At 68.9% G+C, this 16,898-nt stretch carries 16 protein-coding genes; 7 read left to right on the top strand and 9 right to left on the bottom strand.

Annotation, left to right across the window (positions count from 1 at the left end):
* Nucleotides 1–74: 74 nt before the first annotated feature.
* The 3 genes from ABTU82_RS03945 to ABTU82_RS03955 are packed head-to-tail and all read left to right on the top strand — an operon-like array spanning nt 75 to nt 2,459.
* Nucleotides 75–515, top strand: coding sequence for a PTS mannitol transporter subunit IIA (locus ABTU82_RS03945; protein ID WP_116646007.1), 441 nt, complete (start codon nt 75–77; stop codon nt 513–515).
* Nucleotides 512–1,666, top strand: a complete 1,155-nt coding sequence (locus ABTU82_RS03950) for a mannitol-1-phosphate 5-dehydrogenase (protein ID WP_116646006.1) — start codon at nt 512–514, stop codon at nt 1,664–1,666. Before ABTU82_RS03945 ends, ABTU82_RS03950 begins: the two co-directional genes overlap by 4 nt.
* A 4-nt stretch (nt 1,667–1,670) precedes the next feature.
* Complete coding sequence (locus ABTU82_RS03955) at nt 1,671–2,459, top strand: alpha/beta hydrolase (protein WP_407171880.1); 789 nt, start codon at nt 1,671–1,673, stop codon at nt 2,457–2,459.
* A gap of 71 nt (nt 2,460–2,530) precedes the next feature.
* On the opposite strand, the gene ABTU82_RS03960 is transcribed toward ABTU82_RS03955, so the two are convergent.
* The 9 genes from ABTU82_RS03960 to ABTU82_RS04000 all read right to left on the bottom strand — a co-directional run bounded on the left by ABTU82_RS03960 (nt 2,531) and on the right by ABTU82_RS04000 (nt 13,100).
* Nucleotides 2,531–3,415, bottom strand: coding sequence for a hypothetical protein (locus ABTU82_RS03960; protein ID WP_407171882.1), 885 nt, complete (start codon nt 3,413–3,415; stop codon nt 2,531–2,533).
* Between the two features lie 192 nt (nt 3,416–3,607).
* The gene (locus ABTU82_RS03965; protein WP_116646004.1) at nt 3,608–4,723 is read right to left on the bottom strand and encodes an adenosine deaminase; all 1,116 of its coding nucleotides are present in this window, start codon (nt 4,721–4,723) and stop codon (nt 3,608–3,610) included.
* A gap of 25 nt (nt 4,724–4,748) precedes the next feature.
* Nucleotides 4,749–6,050: a thymidine phosphorylase gene (locus ABTU82_RS03970; protein ID WP_407171884.1), complete on the bottom strand. Its 1,302-nt coding sequence runs from the start codon at nt 6,048–6,050 to the stop codon at nt 4,749–4,751.
* Nucleotides 6,047–6,448, bottom strand: a complete 402-nt coding sequence (locus ABTU82_RS03975; RefSeq protein ID WP_116646002.1) for a cytidine deaminase — start codon at nt 6,446–6,448, stop codon at nt 6,047–6,049. Before ABTU82_RS03975 ends, ABTU82_RS03970 begins: the two co-directional genes overlap by 4 nt.
* 61 nt (nt 6,449–6,509) lie before the next feature.
* Entirely contained in the window at nt 6,510–7,796 is a 1,287-nt protein-coding gene (locus tag ABTU82_RS03980; RefSeq protein ID WP_407171886.1) for an ABC transporter permease, read from the bottom strand.
* Nucleotides 7,793–9,073 (bottom strand): ABC transporter permease, encoded by a 1,281-nt coding sequence (locus tag ABTU82_RS03985; protein WP_116646000.1) that lies wholly within the window; start codon nt 9,071–9,073, stop codon nt 7,793–7,795. Before ABTU82_RS03985 ends, ABTU82_RS03980 begins: the two co-directional genes overlap by 4 nt.
* Nucleotides 9,070–10,584 carry an ABC transporter ATP-binding protein gene (locus ABTU82_RS03990; protein ID WP_407171889.1) on the bottom strand — a complete coding sequence of 505 codons (1,515 nt, stop codon included), beginning with the start codon at nt 10,582–10,584 and terminating at the stop codon, nt 9,070–9,072. Before ABTU82_RS03990 ends, ABTU82_RS03985 begins: the two co-directional genes overlap by 4 nt.
* A 92-nt stretch (nt 10,585–10,676) precedes the next feature.
* Entirely contained in the window at nt 10,677–11,756 is a 1,080-nt protein-coding gene (locus ABTU82_RS03995) for a BMP family lipoprotein (protein WP_116646749.1), read from the bottom strand.
* 225 nt (nt 11,757–11,981) lie between these two features.
* Nucleotides 11,982–13,100, bottom strand: coding sequence for a mannose-1-phosphate guanylyltransferase (locus ABTU82_RS04000; RefSeq protein ID WP_116645998.1), 1,119 nt, complete (start codon nt 13,098–13,100; stop codon nt 11,982–11,984).
* A 213-nt stretch (nt 13,101–13,313) separates the two neighbouring features.
* Between ABTU82_RS04000 and sdhC the strand changes: the two genes are divergently transcribed.
* The 4 genes from sdhC to ABTU82_RS04020 are packed head-to-tail and all read left to right on the top strand — an operon-like array spanning nt 13,314 to nt 16,861.
* Nucleotides 13,314–13,748 carry a succinate dehydrogenase, cytochrome b556 subunit gene (sdhC, locus tag ABTU82_RS04005; RefSeq protein WP_116645997.1) on the top strand — a complete coding sequence of 145 codons (435 nt, stop codon included), beginning with the start codon at nt 13,314–13,316 and terminating at the stop codon, nt 13,746–13,748.
* Nucleotides 13,748–14,194 (top strand): succinate dehydrogenase hydrophobic membrane anchor subunit, encoded by a 447-nt coding sequence (locus ABTU82_RS04010; RefSeq protein WP_116645996.1) that lies wholly within the window; start codon nt 13,748–13,750, stop codon nt 14,192–14,194. Before sdhC ends, ABTU82_RS04010 begins: the two co-directional genes overlap by 1 nt.
* A gap of 49 nt (nt 14,195–14,243) precedes the next feature.
* Nucleotides 14,244–16,073, top strand: a complete 1,830-nt coding sequence (sdhA, locus tag ABTU82_RS04015; RefSeq protein ID WP_116645995.1) for a succinate dehydrogenase flavoprotein subunit — start codon at nt 14,244–14,246, stop codon at nt 16,071–16,073.
* A 2-nt stretch (nt 16,074–16,075) separates the two neighbouring features.
* The gene (locus tag ABTU82_RS04020; RefSeq protein WP_187266873.1) at nt 16,076–16,861 is read left to right on the top strand and encodes a succinate dehydrogenase iron-sulfur subunit; all 786 of its coding nucleotides are present in this window, start codon (nt 16,076–16,078) and stop codon (nt 16,859–16,861) included.
* The last annotated feature ends 37 nt before the right edge of the window (nt 16,862–16,898 follow it).

Below are 16,898 nucleotides of genomic sequence, written 5' to 3' on the forward strand. Positions count from 1 at the left end.
CGAAGCCCCGGCCTCGTAGGCTTTCACCCACGGATGCTTCGGCATCCGACCCCTCGAAACGAAAGGCGAACGACATGCCACGCGACGTTCTCAGCATCGACCAGGTGCGCATCCACAGCGGCGGTGCGACCCGTGAAGAGGCGATGAAGGAGGCCGCCGACATCCTCGAATCGGCCGGCGCCGTGACGTCGGAGTACTTCGACGCGATGCAGCAGCGCGAGGAGACCGTCTCGACCTACATGGGCAACGAGCTCGCCATCCCGCACGGCACCAACGAGACGAAGGATGCCATCCTCGACTCCGCGCTCTCGGTGGTGCGCTACGACGGCGGGGTCGACTGGGGCGGGGAGCCGGTGACCTTCGTCATCGGCATCGCCGGCAAGGGCGACGAGCATCTCGAGATCCTCTCGCAGATCGCGATCCTCTTCTCCGACGAGGACGAGGTCGCCCGACTGAAGCAGGCCGACGCCCCCGAGGCGCTCTACCAGGCCCTCGCCGCGGTCAACGACGCATGAAGGCCGTCCACTTCGGCGCCGGCAACATCGGCCGCGGCTTCGTCGGCGTGCTCCTGCACCAGGGCGGCTACGACCTCGTGTTCTCCGACGTCGCAGCGCCCCTCGTCGACGCGATCAACGACGCATCCGAGTACACGGTGCACGAGGTCGGCGAGGGCGGCGTCGACACCGTCGTCACCGGCTTCCGCGCGATCAACAGCGCGACCGACGCTGCGGCGCTCGTCGATGAGATCGCCGGGGCGAACGTGGTCACCACGGCCGTCGGTCCGACGATCCTGAAGTTCGTCGCGCCGCACATCGTGGCGGGCCTGGGCCTTCGCGACCCCGCATCGCCCCCGCTGCAGATCATGGCGTGCGAGAACGCGATCGGCGCGACCGACACCCTCCGCGAAGAAATGGCGAACGCAGCCGGAGATGCGTGGGACGCCGTCTCTGCCCGCGCCGTCTTCGCCAACACGGCCGTCGACCGGATCGTGCCCGCCCAAGCTCCGGGCGACGGCATCGACGTCACGGTCGAGCCGTTCTTCGAGTGGGCCATCGAGCGCGCGCCATTCGGCGATAACCCTCCCCGCATTCCGGGGGCGCACTTCGTCGACGACCTGACGCCGTACATCGAGCGCAAGCTCTTCACGGTCAACACCGGGCACGCCACCACCGCCTACTTCGGTGCCGAGGCGGGGATCGAGCGCATCTCCGACGCCCTGGCCGACCCCGCGATCGCCGAGAAGGTCGAAAGCGCTCTGCGCGAGACCTCGGAGCTGCTCATCGAGAAGCACGAGCTCGACGCCGCGACGCAGCATGAGTACCGTGCGACCATCCTGCAGCGGTTCCGCAACCCCGCGCTCCCCGACACCGTCTGGCGCGTGGGACGCCAGCCGCTGCGCAAGCTCTCCCGGCACGAGCGTTTCGTCGGCCCCGCCGCCGAAGCCGTCGACCGGGGCCTCCCCGTCGACGCCCTCGTCGCCGCGATCGGTGCCGCGCTGCGGTTCTCCGATCAGGAGGACGCGCAGGCCGTCGATCTCCAGCGGATGCTGCGTGAGCAGTCGGCCGCAGAGTTCACGGCGTCGGTGACGGGCCTTGACGCGCAGCATCCGCTCTTCGCCCGCATCGAGGCGCAGGTCGCCGCGCGCCAGGCGGAGCTGGCAGCCTGACGACGTGACCGATCCGCACGACGCGACGCCGGCCGGGGGCACTCCCCCGCGCCGGCGTCGTCGGTTCCGCGCACTGCGCTGGACCCTGGGCGTCATCGGCGGCCTCGTCGCGGCGCTGCTGATCGGCATCGTCGTCTGGAGCCAGGTCGGCGTCATGGGCGCCGAGGCCGGCCCGCTCGACGCGGTCAGGACCGACCCCTCGATCTCGGTCGCCGACGACGGTGCGGGCATCGCGCTCGCGCCCGCCGACGGCGGCAGCGACGTCGGGCTCGTCTTCATCCCGGGCGCGAAGGTCGACCCGTGGGCGTATGCGGCCAAGCTCTCGCGTCTGGTCGTCGACGACGGCGTGACCGTCGTCATCACGCGGCCGTGGGTGAACCTCGCGTTCTTCGACCCGCGCCCGCTCGACGCCTTCACCTCGCTCGCCCCCGACGTGAAGGCGTGGGCGGTCGGCGGGCACTCGCTCGGAGGCGTCCGGGCGTGCCAGCTCGCCCCCGACGCCGACGCGCTCGTGCTGTTCGCCTCGTACTGCGCGAACGACCTCAGCGGTTCCGGTCTTCCCGTGCTGAGCCTCGCGGGCTCCGACGACGGCCTCTCGACCCCGCAGAAGATCGCCGACGCGAAGGGCGAGCTGCCCGCCGACGCGGAGTTCGTCGAGATCGCCGGCGCCGCGCACGCCTCGTTCGGCGACTACGGGCCGCAGGCCGGCGACGGCACCCCGACGATCTCCGACGCCGACATGACCGCCGCCCTGACCGACGCGATCGCCCCGTTCCTCGCCGCGCTCCCCTGACCACGGGTCTCACCCGACCGTGTCCCGATCCCGCCGGGAAAGAGTGCGTCATTCCCGGCGGGATCGGGACATCAACCCCGCGATGGCGACCACCCTGCACGCACCAACGCCTCCCGCACGAGGAAGACAGCCGGTTTGCCGCCGTCGCGCAGGTGGTGCCGCAGCACTCGCACCACATCCCACCCCGCGCGGCGTATAGCCGGCCAGCGATCGGAGTCTCGTTCGAACTGCCGGACGTCGAAGGCGTGCTGCCGGCCGTCGTACTCCGTCCCGACGCGCCACCGCGGATAGGCCAGATCGAGCCGCGCCACGAACCGGCCGCTCGCGTCCCGCAGCACCCAGTTGAGCTCGGGCTCCGGCAGACCGGCTCGCGCCAGCACCAGGCGCAGCCGGGACTCCTCGGACGACTCCGAACCCGCACGGATGGCATCGAGCGCGGCGCGCAACCGCTCCGCACCCACCCCGCCCATCGCCGCTACCTCACGGCGCAGCTCCTCGAGCGTGGCACAGCGGCCGCGCCCGACGAGATAGTCACCCGCCGCCACGAGGTCATCGAGGCTCCAGGATGCGCCGGCCTGCCGCCAGGCCCTGGCGGGCGACTCGACGGGGAGTCCCCCGATGAGATGCACCGCCGCATCTCGGTGCTGGAGCCGGTGACCGATCACCCCCTTGACCCGCGGCTCGCGCTGCGGACGGTGGGCGCTGACATGCACCTCACTACCGGACCGGCCCGAGGGCATCGGCGCACCCCAGAGGGCGAGGGCCGTGCCGTGGCTGAAGAACTGCCAGGGCGCGATCCGTGCGGCGAACTGCTGACACTGCCGCAGGAGTCCGTACGAGCCAGCATCCTTGTGGTCGCGGACGCCCGGAAAAGGGGATGGTGAGATCGCGGGCGTCGAGCCGCCCGGCGCGCACGCCGGCCCGCTGGGCGTCGTGGATGGAGAACGGTCTTGCACGAAGTTCAGCGGGCAGATCGGCGGGAGGGCGCATCGCCCGATCCTGGCCGCGACATCACCGTCTGCGGCTCGGTGGGCACTCTCCTGTCCAGAACCCCCGCCGCCCGTCCCCTTGTGGAGGACGAGCGATGTCCCCATTCCGCCGCGAACTGACCGCGCATTCCCGGCCGGATGGGGACATCGGCTCGGAGGTCAGGCGCCGAAGCCGGCGGCGATGAGTTCGATGAGTTCCTCGCGCTCCTCGACGGGCAGGAAGGCACCCGCGGCGGCGTTGAGCTGGAACGCCTCGAGGTCGCCGAGGTCGTAGCCGAAGGCGTCGACGAGCAGCGAGAGCTCCCGCGTCAGGCTCGTGCGGCTCATCGTACGGTTGTCGACGTTCACCGTGACCGAGAAGCCGAGCTGGTAGAGCAGATCGAACGGGTGATCCTCGATCGCGGTGCCCCACGCCTCGATCGCACCGGTCTGCAGGTTCGACGACGGGGAGAGCTCCAGCGTGATCTCGCGGTCGCGCACCCAGCGGGCGAGGTCGCCGAACTGCACCATGACCTCCTCGCCCGAGCGCTCGATGACGTTCAGGTCGGAGGCGAGCCGCACACCGTGGCCCAGACGCAGCGCACGACCGTCGAGAAGGGCGGAACGGATGCTGTCGAGCCCGGCCGCCTCGCCGGCGTGCACCGTCGTCGGGAAGAACTCCCGCGCGAGGTAGTCGAAGGCGTCGCGGTGCAGGGCGGGGAGGTATCCGTCCTCGGGGCCGGCGATGTCGAACCCGACCACTCCGCGCCCTCGCCACGACACGGCGAGCTCGGCGAGCTCACGGACGCGCTCGGTGTGTCGCATGCCCGAGATCAGCTGGCCGACGCGGATGTCGCGACCCGCTGCCTCCGCGGCATCCTCACCCTCTTCGATCCCCTCCTGCACGGCGTCGACCACGTCGTCGAGCGACAGACCACCGGCGAGGTGCTGCTCGGGCGCCCAGCGCACCTCGCCGTAGATCACGCCGTCGGCGGCGAGGTCTTCGACGAACTCGCGGGCGACGCGCGTGAGGTTCTCGCGCGTCTGCATGACGCCGGTCGTGAGGTCGAAAGTCTTGAGGTACTCCACGAGCGACCCCGAGTCCCCCTTCTCGGCGAACCAGTCGGCGAGGTCTTCTCCGTCGTCGACGGGGAGATCGACCCCCGCCGCATCGGCGAGCTCGACGATGGTGTCGGGGCGTACCCCTCCATCGAGATGGTCGTGCAACGACACCTTGGGCAGGCCGCGGAGCGACATCCCCTCGAGGCGGGCGTCTCCGTGCTGATCGATCGACATGGCTTCCTCCTGTGCGCGGGTTCGGTCAGGCCGTGATGCGCTCACGGACCAGTGGCAGCACGTCGACCGCCGAGTCGGCGATCTCCCATGCTCCCGCGACGGCCTCGAGAGCGCGGCCGAACCGCTTCTCATCATCGGCCGACAGGGTGAACAGCGGTTGACCAGCCGTCACCCGATCGCCGGGCTTGACGTGCAGGTCGATGCCCGCAGCGTGGATGACGGGGTCGATGGCTCGGGCGCGCCCGGCGCCCAGCCGCCAGGCGGCGACGCCGAACGGCAGTGCGTCGACGCGCTGCACGATTCCGGCGCGCTCGGCGGTGACGACGTGCGTCTCGCGGGGCGTCGGGAGCGCCGCATCCGGATCGCCGTCCTGAGCGATGATCATCGCGCGCCAGGCGTCCATCGCGCGGCCGTCGGACAGGGCCGCCTCGACGTCGGCATCGGGGTGCCCCGCGAGGGCCAGCATCTCGCGGGCGAGGGCGAGGGTGAGCTCGACGACGTCGGCCGGTCCGCCGCCGGCGAGCACCTCGACCGATTCGCGAACCTCGTTGGCGTTGCCGATCGCGAGGCCGAGGGGCGTGTTCATGTCTGTCAGGAGCGCCGTGGTCGACACGCCCGAGTCGGTGCCCAGCGCCACCATGGTGCGGGCGAGCTCGCGCGCGCGGTCGATGTCTTGCATGAAGGCGCCGGAGCCGAACTTCACGTCGAGCACGAGCGCATCGGTGCCCTCGGCGATCTTCTTCGACATGATGCTCGACGCGATCAGCGGGATCGCCTCGACCGTCCCCGTGACGTCGCGCAGGGCGTAGAGCTTCTTGTCGGCCGGGGCGAGACCCGAACCGGCCGCGCAGATCACGGCGCCGACGTCGCGCAGCTGCGCGAGCATCTCGTCGTTGGACAGGGCCGCGCGCCAGCCGGGGATCGACTCGAGCTTGTCGAGCGTGCCTCCGGTGTGTCCGAGGCCGCGACCCGACAGCTGCGGCACGGCGACGCCGAACGCGGCGACCAGCGGTGCCAGCGGAAGGGTGATCTTGTCGCCCACTCCCCCGGTCGAGTGCTTGTCGACGGTGGGCTTGCCGAGGGAGGAGAACTCCATGCGCTCGCCCGAGGCGATCATGGCGTCGGTCATGACCCGGATCTCGTCGCGCGTCATGCCGTTGAGGAGCACGGCCATCGCGAACGCCGACATCTGCGCGTCGGAGACGTAGCCCTTCGTGTAGTGCTCGATCATCCAGCGCAGCGCGGGCTCGGGAACGGCCTGGCCGTCGCGTTTGGCGCGGATGATGTCCACCGCGTCGTGCGGGTGCACCTCGTACTGCGCGCTCATCGTGCCGCCTCCTCGAGGTCGCGCGGGCCGAAGGCGTCGGGCAGTACCTCGTCGATCGTACGGATCCCCGACACGGTCTCGAGCAGCATCCCCGGGATGGCGTGCTCGAAGAGCAGCTGCCGGCACCGGCCGCACGGCATGAGGGTGCGCCCGTCGCCGTCGACGCACACGAACGCGACCAGCTGGCCGCCGCCGGAGCGGTGCAGCTCGCTCACCAGTCCGCACTCGGCGCAGAGGGTCACGCCGTACGAGGCGTTCTCGACGTTGCATCCCGACACGATGCGCCCGTCGCTGACGAGGGCCGCGGCCCCCACCTTGAAGCGGGAGTACGGCGCGTACGCGTGGTGCATGGCATCGGTGGCCACAGTGCGCAGCTCGTCCCAGTCGATGTCGGTCATCTGTCCTTCTTGTCGTGAGTCGGATGCTTCGGCACGCCGTTGATCGGATGCCGCGGCGAGGTCAGCCCTTGATGTACGGCTTACCGGCGGCGGCCGGACCCCGGACACGGCCCGCCAGGCCCACCACCGCGAAGATGGTCACCAGGTAGGGCAGCATCGCCAGGAAGTCGCCCGGGATGGGCGACCCGAGGTTGCCGAGCAGGGTCTGGAGGTTGGTCGCGAACCCGAACAGCAGCGCCGCGAGCGTCGCGCGCACCGGGTCCCACCCGCCGAAGATCACCGCGGCCAGGGCGATGAAGCCGAGACCGTTGGTCATCTCTTTGTCGAAGCTGCCGACGGCGCCGAGGGTGAAGTACGCACCGCCGATGCCCGCGATGCCTCCGGCCAGCAGCAGGTTCCAGAATCGGGTCGGGTTGACCTTGATACCGACGGTGTCGGCCGCCTGGGGGTGCTCGCCGACGGCGCGCAGGCGCAGACCCCAGCGCGTCTTGTAGAGCGCCCACGCCACGGCGGGGACCGCGATGTACATGAGGTAGACGATGAGCGTCTGGTTGAACAGCACAGGCCCGAGCACCGGGATCTCGCTGAGCCCGGGGATGGCCCAGCGCGGGAAGCGCGGCGGGCTGTTCAGGGTGGCGCCGTTGGGCACCATGATCGCGCCGTGGAGGAAGCTCGTGAGGCCCGTGATGAGCACGTTGAGCACGACTCCGACGATCACCTGGTCGACGAGATAGCGGATGGCGAATAGGCCGAGGACGGCTCCGACGAGGGCACCGGCGAAAATGGCCGCGACAAGGCCGAGCACGTAGCTGCCGGTGATCGTGCCGACCAGCGCACTCGTGAAGGCCGCGAGGAGGAACTGGGCCTCGATCGCGACGTTGACCACGCCCACCCGCTCGCCGATGACGCCGCCGAGCGCTCCGAAGACAAGCGGTACCGAGAGCGAGATCGCGCCGAAGAGCAGACCGGTGACGGGCACGAGGCCGTCCGCCGCCGACCAGGTGAGGAATCCGAAGACGCCCACCAGCGCGACGAGGATCGCGAGCCACAGGCCCGGGCGTCGGTAGCGCAGCGTCGCCCAGACCGAGTACGCGGTGGCGAGGGCGAGAAGGATCGCGCACACCAGTACCGTCGGCCAGGTGGGGACGAGGATGTCGGGCGCCGTCCACGACGACGCGCGGTCGGCGAGGCGGTAGGTGCTGACACCGGTGCGTCCGGCGGGGAGCGCGAGCAGCAGGACGAGGATCGTCGCCACACCGAAGGTGATCGAACCCTTCCAGCTGCGCTGGCGCGACATCTCGAGCCCCGGGTCGACGGGGGCGTTGTCCGTGACCGTGGCGGCGCTCATGCCGACACCGCCTTCCGTGCGGCGCGGCGCGTTCGCCGGGTGGGCGTCGCGGGGTCTTTCGGGAGGAAGAAGATGGTGCGCACGAGCGGCGGAGCGGCGATGAACAGCACGATCAGCGCCTGCACGACGAGCACGATGTCGACCGGGATGTTCTCGGTGATCTGCATCGTGAAGCTTCCCGCCTTGAGGGCGCCGAACAGGATGCCCGCGGCGAAGACGCCCCACGCGCGGCTGCGGCCGAGCAACGCCACGGTGATGGCGTCGAAGCCGATGCCGGCGTCGATGCCGTTGCCGAAACCGCTCGTGATCGTGCCCGAGATCTGGTTGACGCCGGCGAGTCCGGCGAGAGCACCCGCGAGAGCCATCGCGTAGATGAGGATGCGGCCGACCTTCACGCCCGACGCGCGTGCCGCGTGCGGGTTCTCGCCGACGGCGCGCATGCGGAAACCGAGCGAGGATCGCTCGATGAGCCACCAGACGAAGACCGTGGCAAGGATCGCCACGAAGAAGCCCCAGTTCACCGTGAGCGGCGCCGGGAAGATCGCCGGGAACTGCGCCGTGACGGGGGTGGCCTGGGAGATCGGCTGCGATCCGCCCGGGCGCATCAGCAGTCCCGGCGTCGAGAGCAACCACGACACGAAGTAGAACGCGACGAAGTTGAGCATGATCGTGAGGATCACCTCGTGCGCACCGGTGCGGGCTTTGAGCACTCCGACGATGCCGCCCCAGACGGCCCCTCCCGCGAGGCCGGCGAGGATCGTCAGCGGCAGGTGGATCCACAGCGGAGCATCCACCGAGAACGCAACGAACGCGGCCGTCGCGGCACCGATGAGCAGCTGACCGCGGCCACCGATGTTGAACAGACCGACGCGGAACGCGAGTCCGACGCCGAGGCCGGCGGCGATCAGCGGCGTCGCGAAGTTCAGCGTGTCGGTGAGCGGTTTGATGGCCCGGAGGAAGTCGGGTGCGTCGTAGTTGTAGATCGCGCCGCGGAAGAGCGCGGAGTACGTGCCCGCGAAGGCATCCCATACCGCCGCGAGCATGTCGCCGGGGCGGGCGAAGAAGTAGCCGGCGGTGCGGATCACGTTCTGATCGGTCAGGGCGACGAGCAGGCCGCCGATCAGCATCGACAGCACGATGGCCAGCACCGTGGTGACGACGTTGCCGCGCAGGAGGTCGGCCACGAAGGCGTTCTGCCGCGGCGCCGGGGGCGAGGACGGCGTCTGGCCCGCCAGCGGGCCGGTGGCCGCGGGAAGCTCGGAGGAGGTGTCGGTCATGCGTTGATCCCCTCGATCGATTCGCCCGCCATCATGAGTCCGAGGGTCTCCCGCGACGCGTCGCCGGGCACGATGCCGACGATGCGGCCGCGGTACATCACCGCGATCCGGTCGGCCAGCGCCGACACCTCGTCGAGCTCGGTGGAGACGACGATGACGGGTACCCCGGAGTCGCGGGTCTCGACGATGCGCTTGTGCACGAACTCGATCGACCCGACATCGATGCCGCGGGTGGGCTGGGAGGCGACGAACAGCTTGAGCGGACGGCTCAGCTCCCGCGCGAGGACGACCTTCTGCTGGTTGCCGCCCGACAGGCGCCCCACGGCGGTCTGGGGACTCTGGGTGCGGATGTCGAACTCGTCGATCTTCTCGCGGGCGAAATCGGCGAGAACCGACCGGCGCAGAGTGGCGGCCTGGAAGAACGGGGCCTCCCCCGACCTGTTCAGCACGAGGTTCTCGGCCACGCTGAACTCGCCCACCAGCCCCTCGACCTTGCGGTCCTCGGGGACGAAGCCGACACCGGCGTCGATGATCTGCTTGACGCTGCGACCGTTCAGTTTCTCGCCGTCGAGGAGGATCGACCCCGACACCTTGGCCTGCAAGCCGATGAGGGCCTCGGTGAGCTCGGTCTGACCGTTGCCCTGCACTCCCGCGATCGCCAGGACCTCGCCCGGCTGCACGGTGAAGCTGACGTCGTTGACGACCAGGTGGCCGGTCTCGTCGGTGACGCTGAGTCCTTCGACGACCAGCCCGCCGGGGCGCAGGTTCGGAGCTTCCCGGCTCACGGTGAGCTCGACGGCACGACCGACCATGAGCGAAGCGAGTTCGGCGTTCGTGGCCGTCGGCTCGGCCTGGGCGACGACCTTGCCGAGCCTGATGACCGTGATGGTGTCTGCGACCTCGCGCACCTCGCGGAGCTTGTGGGTGATGAAGACGATCGACGTGCCCTCGTCTCGGAGCTGGCGCATGATGCCCATCAGCTCGTCGGTCTCCTGCGGGGTGAGCACAGCGGTCGGCTCGTCGAAGACGAGCACCTTCGCTTCGCGCGAGAGCGCCTTGATGATCTCGACCCGCTGCTGGACGCCGACGGGAAGGTCGCCCACGATCGCGTCGGGGTCGATGGCGAAGCCGAACCGGGCCGCCACCTCCCGCACGTGTGCCCGCGCGGCGGGGAGATCGAGCGCACCGCCGAAGCGGGTCGACTCGTGCCCCAGCATGACGTTCTCGGCGACCGAGAACACGGGCACGAGCATGAAGTGCTGGTGCACCATGCCGATCCCGGCCTGCATGGCATCGCCCGGACCCCGGAACTGCTGGACGACTCCGTCGAGCAGGATCTCGCCCTCTTCGGCCGTGTACAGACCGTAGAGGACGTTCATCAGGGTGGACTTGCCGGCGCCGTTCTCGCCCAGGAGGGCGTGGATCTCTCCGGGACGGACGACGAGGTCGATGTGGTCGTTCGCGACAAGGTCGCCGAATCTTTTCGTGATCCCGCGCAGTTCGAGCGTCATGACGTCAATCTAATCGAGGCGGAAGTGGGCGGCACCGGGGAGAACACGACCACGGCCAGCCGGAGCACCGGCTGGCCGTGGTCGTCGCGTGATCAGCCCTGGGCGGGCGAAGACACCGATTCGGCGTCGATCGTGCCGTCGATGATGCTCTGACGGATCGTCTCCAGCTCGTCGGCGAGGCCGAGCGCGACCTCGTTCTCGAAGTCGTGGAAGCTCGAGATGCCCACGCCGTCGTTCTCCAGCACGCCGACGAACGGAGTGGTGTCGAACCCGCCGGCGGCGGCTTCCATCGCGGCTTCGTAGACCGCGACGTCCATGCCCTTGAGGATCGAGACGAGCAGCAGGTCGGCGACCGTCGGGTCGGTCTCGTAGACGTCCGCGTCGACGCCGAGCAGCGCGATGTTGCCGCCCGAGTCACGGATGGCCTGCGCGGCCGACTGGTAGATCGGGCCGCCGACGGGCAGCAGCACGTCGACGTCCTGGTCGATGATGCCCTGCGCGAGCTGCTTGGCGACGTCGTTGGCAGCGAAGGCGTTGGTGAACTGGCCCTCCTGCGTGGCCGAGTCCCAGCCCACGACCTGAACGTCGGTGCCCTTCTCGGAGTTGTAGTACTCGACGCCGCTCTGGAAGCCGTCCATGAAGATCGTCACCGGCGGGATCTTCGCGCCGCCGAAGGTGCCGACCTTGCCGGTCTGCGTGTACGAGGCGGCGGTGTAGCCGCCGAGGAACGCAGCCTGAGCGGTGTCGAAGAGCAGCGGCTTGATGTTCGGCGCGTCGGTGGTGCCGTCGAAGTCGTTGTCGGCTGCGTCGTCGATGATCGCGAACTCGATGTCGGGATTGGCCAGGGCCGCCTCCACCGTCGGAGCGCTCAGGTTGAAGCCGACCGAGACGATGAACGTGCAGTTGGCCGCGACGAGACCGTCGAGGTTCGAGGCGTAGTCCGAGGCCGAGGCGGACTCGGTCTTCGTGACCTCGACGCCCAGTTCGTTCGCGGCACGCTCCAGGCCCTCGAAGCCGAGCTGGTTGAACGACTTGTCGTCGAATCCGCCCTCGTCCGAGACCATGCAGGGCTTGAACCCGTCGACCACCGTCGCGGCGCTGCCGCTCTCGGCGGGTGCGGCGGCGTCCGGCGCGGATCCACAGGCGGTCAGCAGCGCGAGGGTACCGACCATCGCGAGACCGCTGAGAACGGCCTTCTTCGTCGTCTTCACAAAGTCCTCCAGAACGGGGGTATGACCTCCGGGTTCGGAGATCGATGCAGTCACATTACATATTGTGACGCCCCGCTCCACGGCCCGAACGAGCGCCGAGGGGCAATGGTTACAAAGACGCAACAGAGGGGACACGGATGCGGCGTCCGAGCCGCCGATCTCTCTGCATTCCGCAGCATCCGCCCGTCAGAGCACGTCGCTGCGACCGGTGAGTTTCAGGGCGTCGACGACACCCTTCACCCGCTGAGCGTTGTCGCTGGTGGTGACCAGCAGCGCGTCGGGGGTATCGACGACCACGATGTCGTGAACGCCGATGAGGCTGATCACGCGACTGGTCTGCGAGACGACGATGCCGCTGGAGGAGTCGGCGAGCACGCGCGCGTTCTTGCCGAGGATCGCGAGCTCCCCCTTGCCGCCGTGCGAGTTGAGCTTGGCGAGGCTCGCGAAGTCTCCGACGTCGTCCCAGTCGAAGTGTCCGGGGATCACCGCGAGACGCCCCTTGTCGGCGGCGGGCTCGGCCACGGCGTAGTCGATCGCGATCTTCTTGATCGTCGGCCACACCCGGTCCACGACCGGCCCTCGGCGGTCGCGGTCGTCCCATGCCTCGGCGAGCTCCATGAGACCGGCGTGCAGTTCGGGCTCGTTGGCCTCGATCTCGGCGAGGAGCACATCGGCGCGCGTGATGAACATGCCCGCGTTCCAGAGGTAGGCGCGGTCGGCGAAGTAGGTCTGGGCGGTCGCGAGATCGGGCTTCTCGACGAAGCGCTCGACCAATGCGGCCTCGGGCGCACCCTCGACGTCGAGCTCGTCGGCCTTCTTGATGTAGCCGAATCCGATCGACGCCTCGCTGGGCTGGATGCCGATGGTGCAGATGTATCCCTCCCGGGCGACCGCCACGGCCTGCTGCACGGCGAAGGCGAAGGTGTTCGTCCCTCGGATGACGTGGTCGGCGGCGAAGGAGCCGATGACCACGTCGGGCTCGCGGCGAACGAGGATCGCCGCGGCAAGACCGATCGCGGCCGCGGAGTCGCGCGGCTCGGACTCGAGGATCACGTTCTTGTCGGCGACGCCCGGAAGCTCGCGCTCGACCGCGGCACGATGTGCGCGCCCGGTCACCACGGCGATGCGGTCGCGTCCCGTCAACGGCTCGAGGCGGTCCCAGGTGTCGCGGAGCAGCGTCTGACCCGACCCGGTCAGGTCGTGGAGGAACTTCGGCGCCTCGGCGCGGGAGAGGGGCCACAGCCTGCTGCCGATACCCCCGGCGGGGATCACGGCGTAGAAGTCGTCGAGGGGGTGAGAAGCCATGCCGCCAGGGTAGTGGCGTCACGGGGTCGCGCCCGTCGCGGCCGGGTGACCAGCGTGTAAACGATTCTCTCGATATCGAGATAGTTAGGAGGGCCTTAGGGGCGGACCTATGAGGCGCCGAATAGAATTGCGAGGCGCTCGCGCGCCGTCCGGGGTGCCCCGTGCGGGGGCATCGAATGGCCCCGAAACCGTGTTCGATCAGGGAGGACGACCGTGTCAGCACCTGCACGCGTCACACCGTCGATATCCGAGACCACCTCGAAAGTCCCTCGCGGCACCCTCTACCGGGGTAACGAGGGAATGTGGTCGTGGGTGCTGCATCGCATCACCGGCATCGCGATCTTCTTCTTCCTCTTGGTGCACATCCTCGACACCGCGCTGATCCGCGTGTCACCCGAGGCGTACGACGCCGTCATCGGCACCTACAAGAACCCGATCATGGGCCTGGGCGAGGTGGCCCTGGTCGGTGCGATCGCCTACCACGCCTACAACGGCCTGCGCATCATCCTCGTCGACTTCTGGGGATGGGCCACCCGCCACCAGCGTCAGCTGTGGTGGGGCGTGCTCGGCCTCTGGGTCGTGACGATGCTCGGCTTCACGCCGCGCCACCTCATCAACGTCTTCTCGAGCATGGGAGTCGGACACTGATGACAACCGCAGACCTCGCGGCACCGCGCACCCCGTACGTCCGCAAGAAGGGCGTCAACCTCGAGAAGTGGGGCTGGCTCTACATGCGCGCCTCCGGCGTGCTGCTGATCATCCTGATCTTCGGCCACCTGTTCTCGAACCTCCTGACCAACGACGGCATCCACCAGATCGACTTCGCCTTCGTCGCGGGCAAGTTGGCCTCGCCGTTCTGGCAGTGGTGGGACGTCGCGATGCTCTGGCTCGCCCTCATCCACGGCGCCAACGGCATGCGTACGATCGTGAACGACTACGTCGCGACGCCGCTCATCCGCCGCATCCTGGTGGTGTCGCTGTGGACCTCGGCGGCGTTCCTCATCCTCCTCGGCACGCTCGTCGTCTTCACGTTCGACCCGTGCATCGGGGTCGACGAGGCCAGCGTCCTCTGGGAAACCTGCACCGGCGCCTGACCCGTATCTCCCCTCCCCCGCACGTCACCGACAGCAGAGGCATCTCCCCGTGAGCACCCAGACCAGCTCGGACTCCGTCGTCAAAGACGGAGTGCACTACCACCAGTTCGACATCGTCATCGTCGGCGCCGGCGGCGCCGGCATGCGCGCGGCGATCGAGGCCGGCCCCGGTGCCAAGACCGCGGTGATCTCGAAGCTCTACCCCACCCGCTCGCACACCGGTGCGGCGCAGGGCGGCATGGCCGCGGCGCTCGCCAACGTCGAAGAGGACTCGTGGGAGTGGCACACGTTCGACACCGTCAAGGGCGGCGACTACCTCGTCGACCAGGACGCCGCCGAGATCCTCGCGAAAGAGGCGATCGACGCGGTCATCGACCTCGAGAACATGGGCCTGCCGTTCAACCGCACGCCCGAGGGCAAGATCGACCAGCGACGCTTCGGCGGCCACACCGCCGACCACGGCAAGACTCCCGTGCGCCGTGCCTGTTACGCCGCCGACCGCACCGGCCACATGATCCTCCAGACGCTGTTCCAGAACTGCGTGCGCCTGGGCATCAACTTCTTCAACGAGTTCTACGTGCTCGATCTCGTGACCGTCGTCGACGATGCGGGCGCGACCCAGATCGCCGGTGTCGTCGCGTACGAGCTGTCGACCGGCGAGCTGCACGTGTTCCAGTCGAAGGCCGTCATCTTCGCCACCGGCGGCTTCGGCAAGATCTACAAGACGACCTCCAACGCTCACACCCTCACCGGCGACGGCGTCGGCATCGTCTGGCGCAAGGGCCTGCCGCTGGAAGACATGGAGTTCTTCCAGTTCCACCCGACCGGCCTCGCGGGCCTCGGCATCCTCCTCACCGAGGGCGCGCGCGGCGAAGGCGCGATTCTCCGCAACGCCTCCGGCGAGCGGTTCATGGAGCGCTACGCCCCCACGATCAAAGACCTCGCGCCGCGCGACATCGTCGCGCGCTGCATGGTGCAGGAGGTCGCGGAGGGCCGCGGCGCAGGCCCCCACCGCGACTACGTGCTGCTGGACTGCACCCACCTCGGCGCGGAGGTGCTCGAGACGAAGCTCCCCGACATCACCGAGTTCGCCCGCACCTACCTGGGTGTCGACCCCGTCGTCGAGCCGGTGCCCGTCATGCCGACCGCGCACTACGCGATGGGCGGCATCCCTACGAACATCAACGCCGAGGTGCTGAGCAACAACACCACCGTCGTCCCCGGCCTCTACGCCGCCGGCGAGTGCGCCTGCGTGTCGGTGCACGGCTCGAACCGCCTCGGCACCAACTCGCTGCTCGACATCAACGTCTTCGGCAAGCGCGCCGGCCGCAACGCGGTCGAGTACGTCAAGACGGCCGAGTTCGTGCCCCTTCCCGAAGACCCGGCCAAGGAGGTGCGCGAGCTCATGGAGGGTCTGCGCGCGAACCCCGGCACCGAGCGCATCGCCGTCCTCCGCAAGACTCTGCAGGACGAGATGGACAAGGGCGCACAGGTGTTCCGCACCGAGGAGTCCCTCACCCGGATGCTGACGACGATCGAGGATCTGCGCACCCGCTTCAACAACATCCACGTCGACGACAAGGGCAAGCGCTTCAACACCGACCTGCTCGAGGCCGTCGAGCTCGGTTTCCTGCTCGACCTCGCCGAGGTCGTGGTGTACTCCGCACTCAACCGCAAGGAGAGCCGCGGCGGCCACATGCGCGACGACTACCCGACGCGCGACGACGAGAACTACATGAAGCACACCATGGCCTACCTGACGGGCGACCCCCACTCGTCGTTCGCCTCCGACCACATCGAGCTCGACTGGAAGCCGGTGGTCTTCACGAAGAACGAGGCAGGCGAGTTGCGTTACCCGCCCCTGGAGAGGAAGTACTGACCATGGCATCGACAGTCATCGACACGACGGACGCCACGGCGGAGGCCTCCGAGACCACGGCCGACACCGGCATCCAGTCGTTCATCGTCACCTTCAACGTGCGTCGCTTCGACCCGGAGTCCGACACCGAACCGCGCTGGGTCGACTATGACGTGGAGCTCTACCCCACCGACCGCGTGCTCGACGCGCTGCACAAGATCAAGTGGGAGGTCGACGGCTCGCTCGCCTTCCGCCGCTCGTGCGCCCACGGCATCTGCGGCTCCGATGCGATGCGCATCAACGGCCGCAACCGCCTGGCCTGCAAGACGCTGATCAAGGATCTCGACATCTCGCAGCCGATCTACGTCGAGGCGATCAAGGGTCTTCCCCTCGAGAAGGACCTCATCGTCGACATGGAGCCGTTCTTCGCCTCCTACCGCGACGTGCAGCCGTTCCTGATCTCCAAGACCAAGGCCGAGCCTGGCAAGGAGCGCGTGCAGTCCATCGTCGACCGCGAGGTCTTCGACGACACCACCAAGTGCATCCTCTGCGCCGCCTGCACCTCGTCGTGCCCGGTCTTCTGGACCGACGGCCAGTACTTCGGCCCCGCCGCGATCGTCAACGCGCACCGCTTCATCTTCGACTCGCGCGACGACGCGGCCGACGTGCGTCTGGACATCCTCAACGACAAGGAAGGCGTCTGGCGTTGCCGCACGACCTTCAACTGCTCCGAGGCCTGCCCCCGCGGCATCGAGGTCACGAAGGCCATCGCCGAGGTCAAGCAGGCGGTTCTGCGCGGCGGTCGCTGACACTCGCTCCCTGAGGGATCGTCCGCGCGCTAGCCTG

Source organism: Microbacterium deferens (assembly GCF_045517775.1).
Classification (GTDB): domain Bacteria; phylum Actinomycetota; class Actinomycetes; order Actinomycetales; family Microbacteriaceae; genus Microbacterium.

Bases quoted from the DNA above. Each gene is read 5' to 3' on its own strand.
- ABTU82_RS03945 (WP_116646007.1), top strand. From the start codon at position 75: ATGCCACGCGACGTTCTCAGCATCGACCAGGTGCGCATCCACAGCGGC.
- ABTU82_RS03950 (WP_116646006.1), top strand. From the start codon at position 512: ATGAAGGCCGTCCACTTCGGCGCCGGCAACATCGGCCGCGGCTTCGTC.
- ABTU82_RS03965 (WP_116646004.1), bottom strand. From the start codon at position 4,723: ATGTCGATCGATCAGCACGGAGACGCCCGCCTCGAGGGGATGTCGCTC.
- ABTU82_RS03970 (WP_407171884.1), bottom strand. From the start codon at position 6,050: ATGAGCGCGCAGTACGAGGTGCACCCGCACGACGCGGTGGACATCATC.
- ABTU82_RS03975 (WP_116646002.1), bottom strand. From the start codon at position 6,448: ATGACCGACATCGACTGGGACGAGCTGCGCACTGTGGCCACCGATGCC.
- ABTU82_RS03980 (WP_407171886.1), bottom strand. From the start codon at position 7,796: ATGAGCGCCGCCACGGTCACGGACAACGCCCCCGTCGACCCGGGGCTC.
- ABTU82_RS03985 (WP_116646000.1), bottom strand. From the start codon at position 9,073: ATGACCGACACCTCCTCCGAGCTTCCCGCGGCCACCGGCCCGCTGGCG.
- ABTU82_RS03990 (WP_407171889.1), bottom strand. From the start codon at position 10,584: ATGACGCTCGAACTGCGCGGGATCACGAAAAGATTCGGCGACCTTGTC.
- ABTU82_RS03995 (WP_116646749.1), bottom strand. From the start codon at position 11,756: ATGGTCGGTACCCTCGCGCTGCTGACCGCCTGTGGATCCGCGCCGGAC.
- ABTU82_RS04000 (WP_116645998.1), bottom strand. From the start codon at position 13,100: ATGGCTTCTCACCCCCTCGACGACTTCTACGCCGTGATCCCCGCCGGG.
- ABTU82_RS04010 (WP_116645996.1), top strand. From the start codon at position 13,748: ATGACAACCGCAGACCTCGCGGCACCGCGCACCCCGTACGTCCGCAAG.
- ABTU82_RS04020 (WP_187266873.1), top strand. From the start codon at position 16,076: ATGGCATCGACAGTCATCGACACGACGGACGCCACGGCGGAGGCCTCC.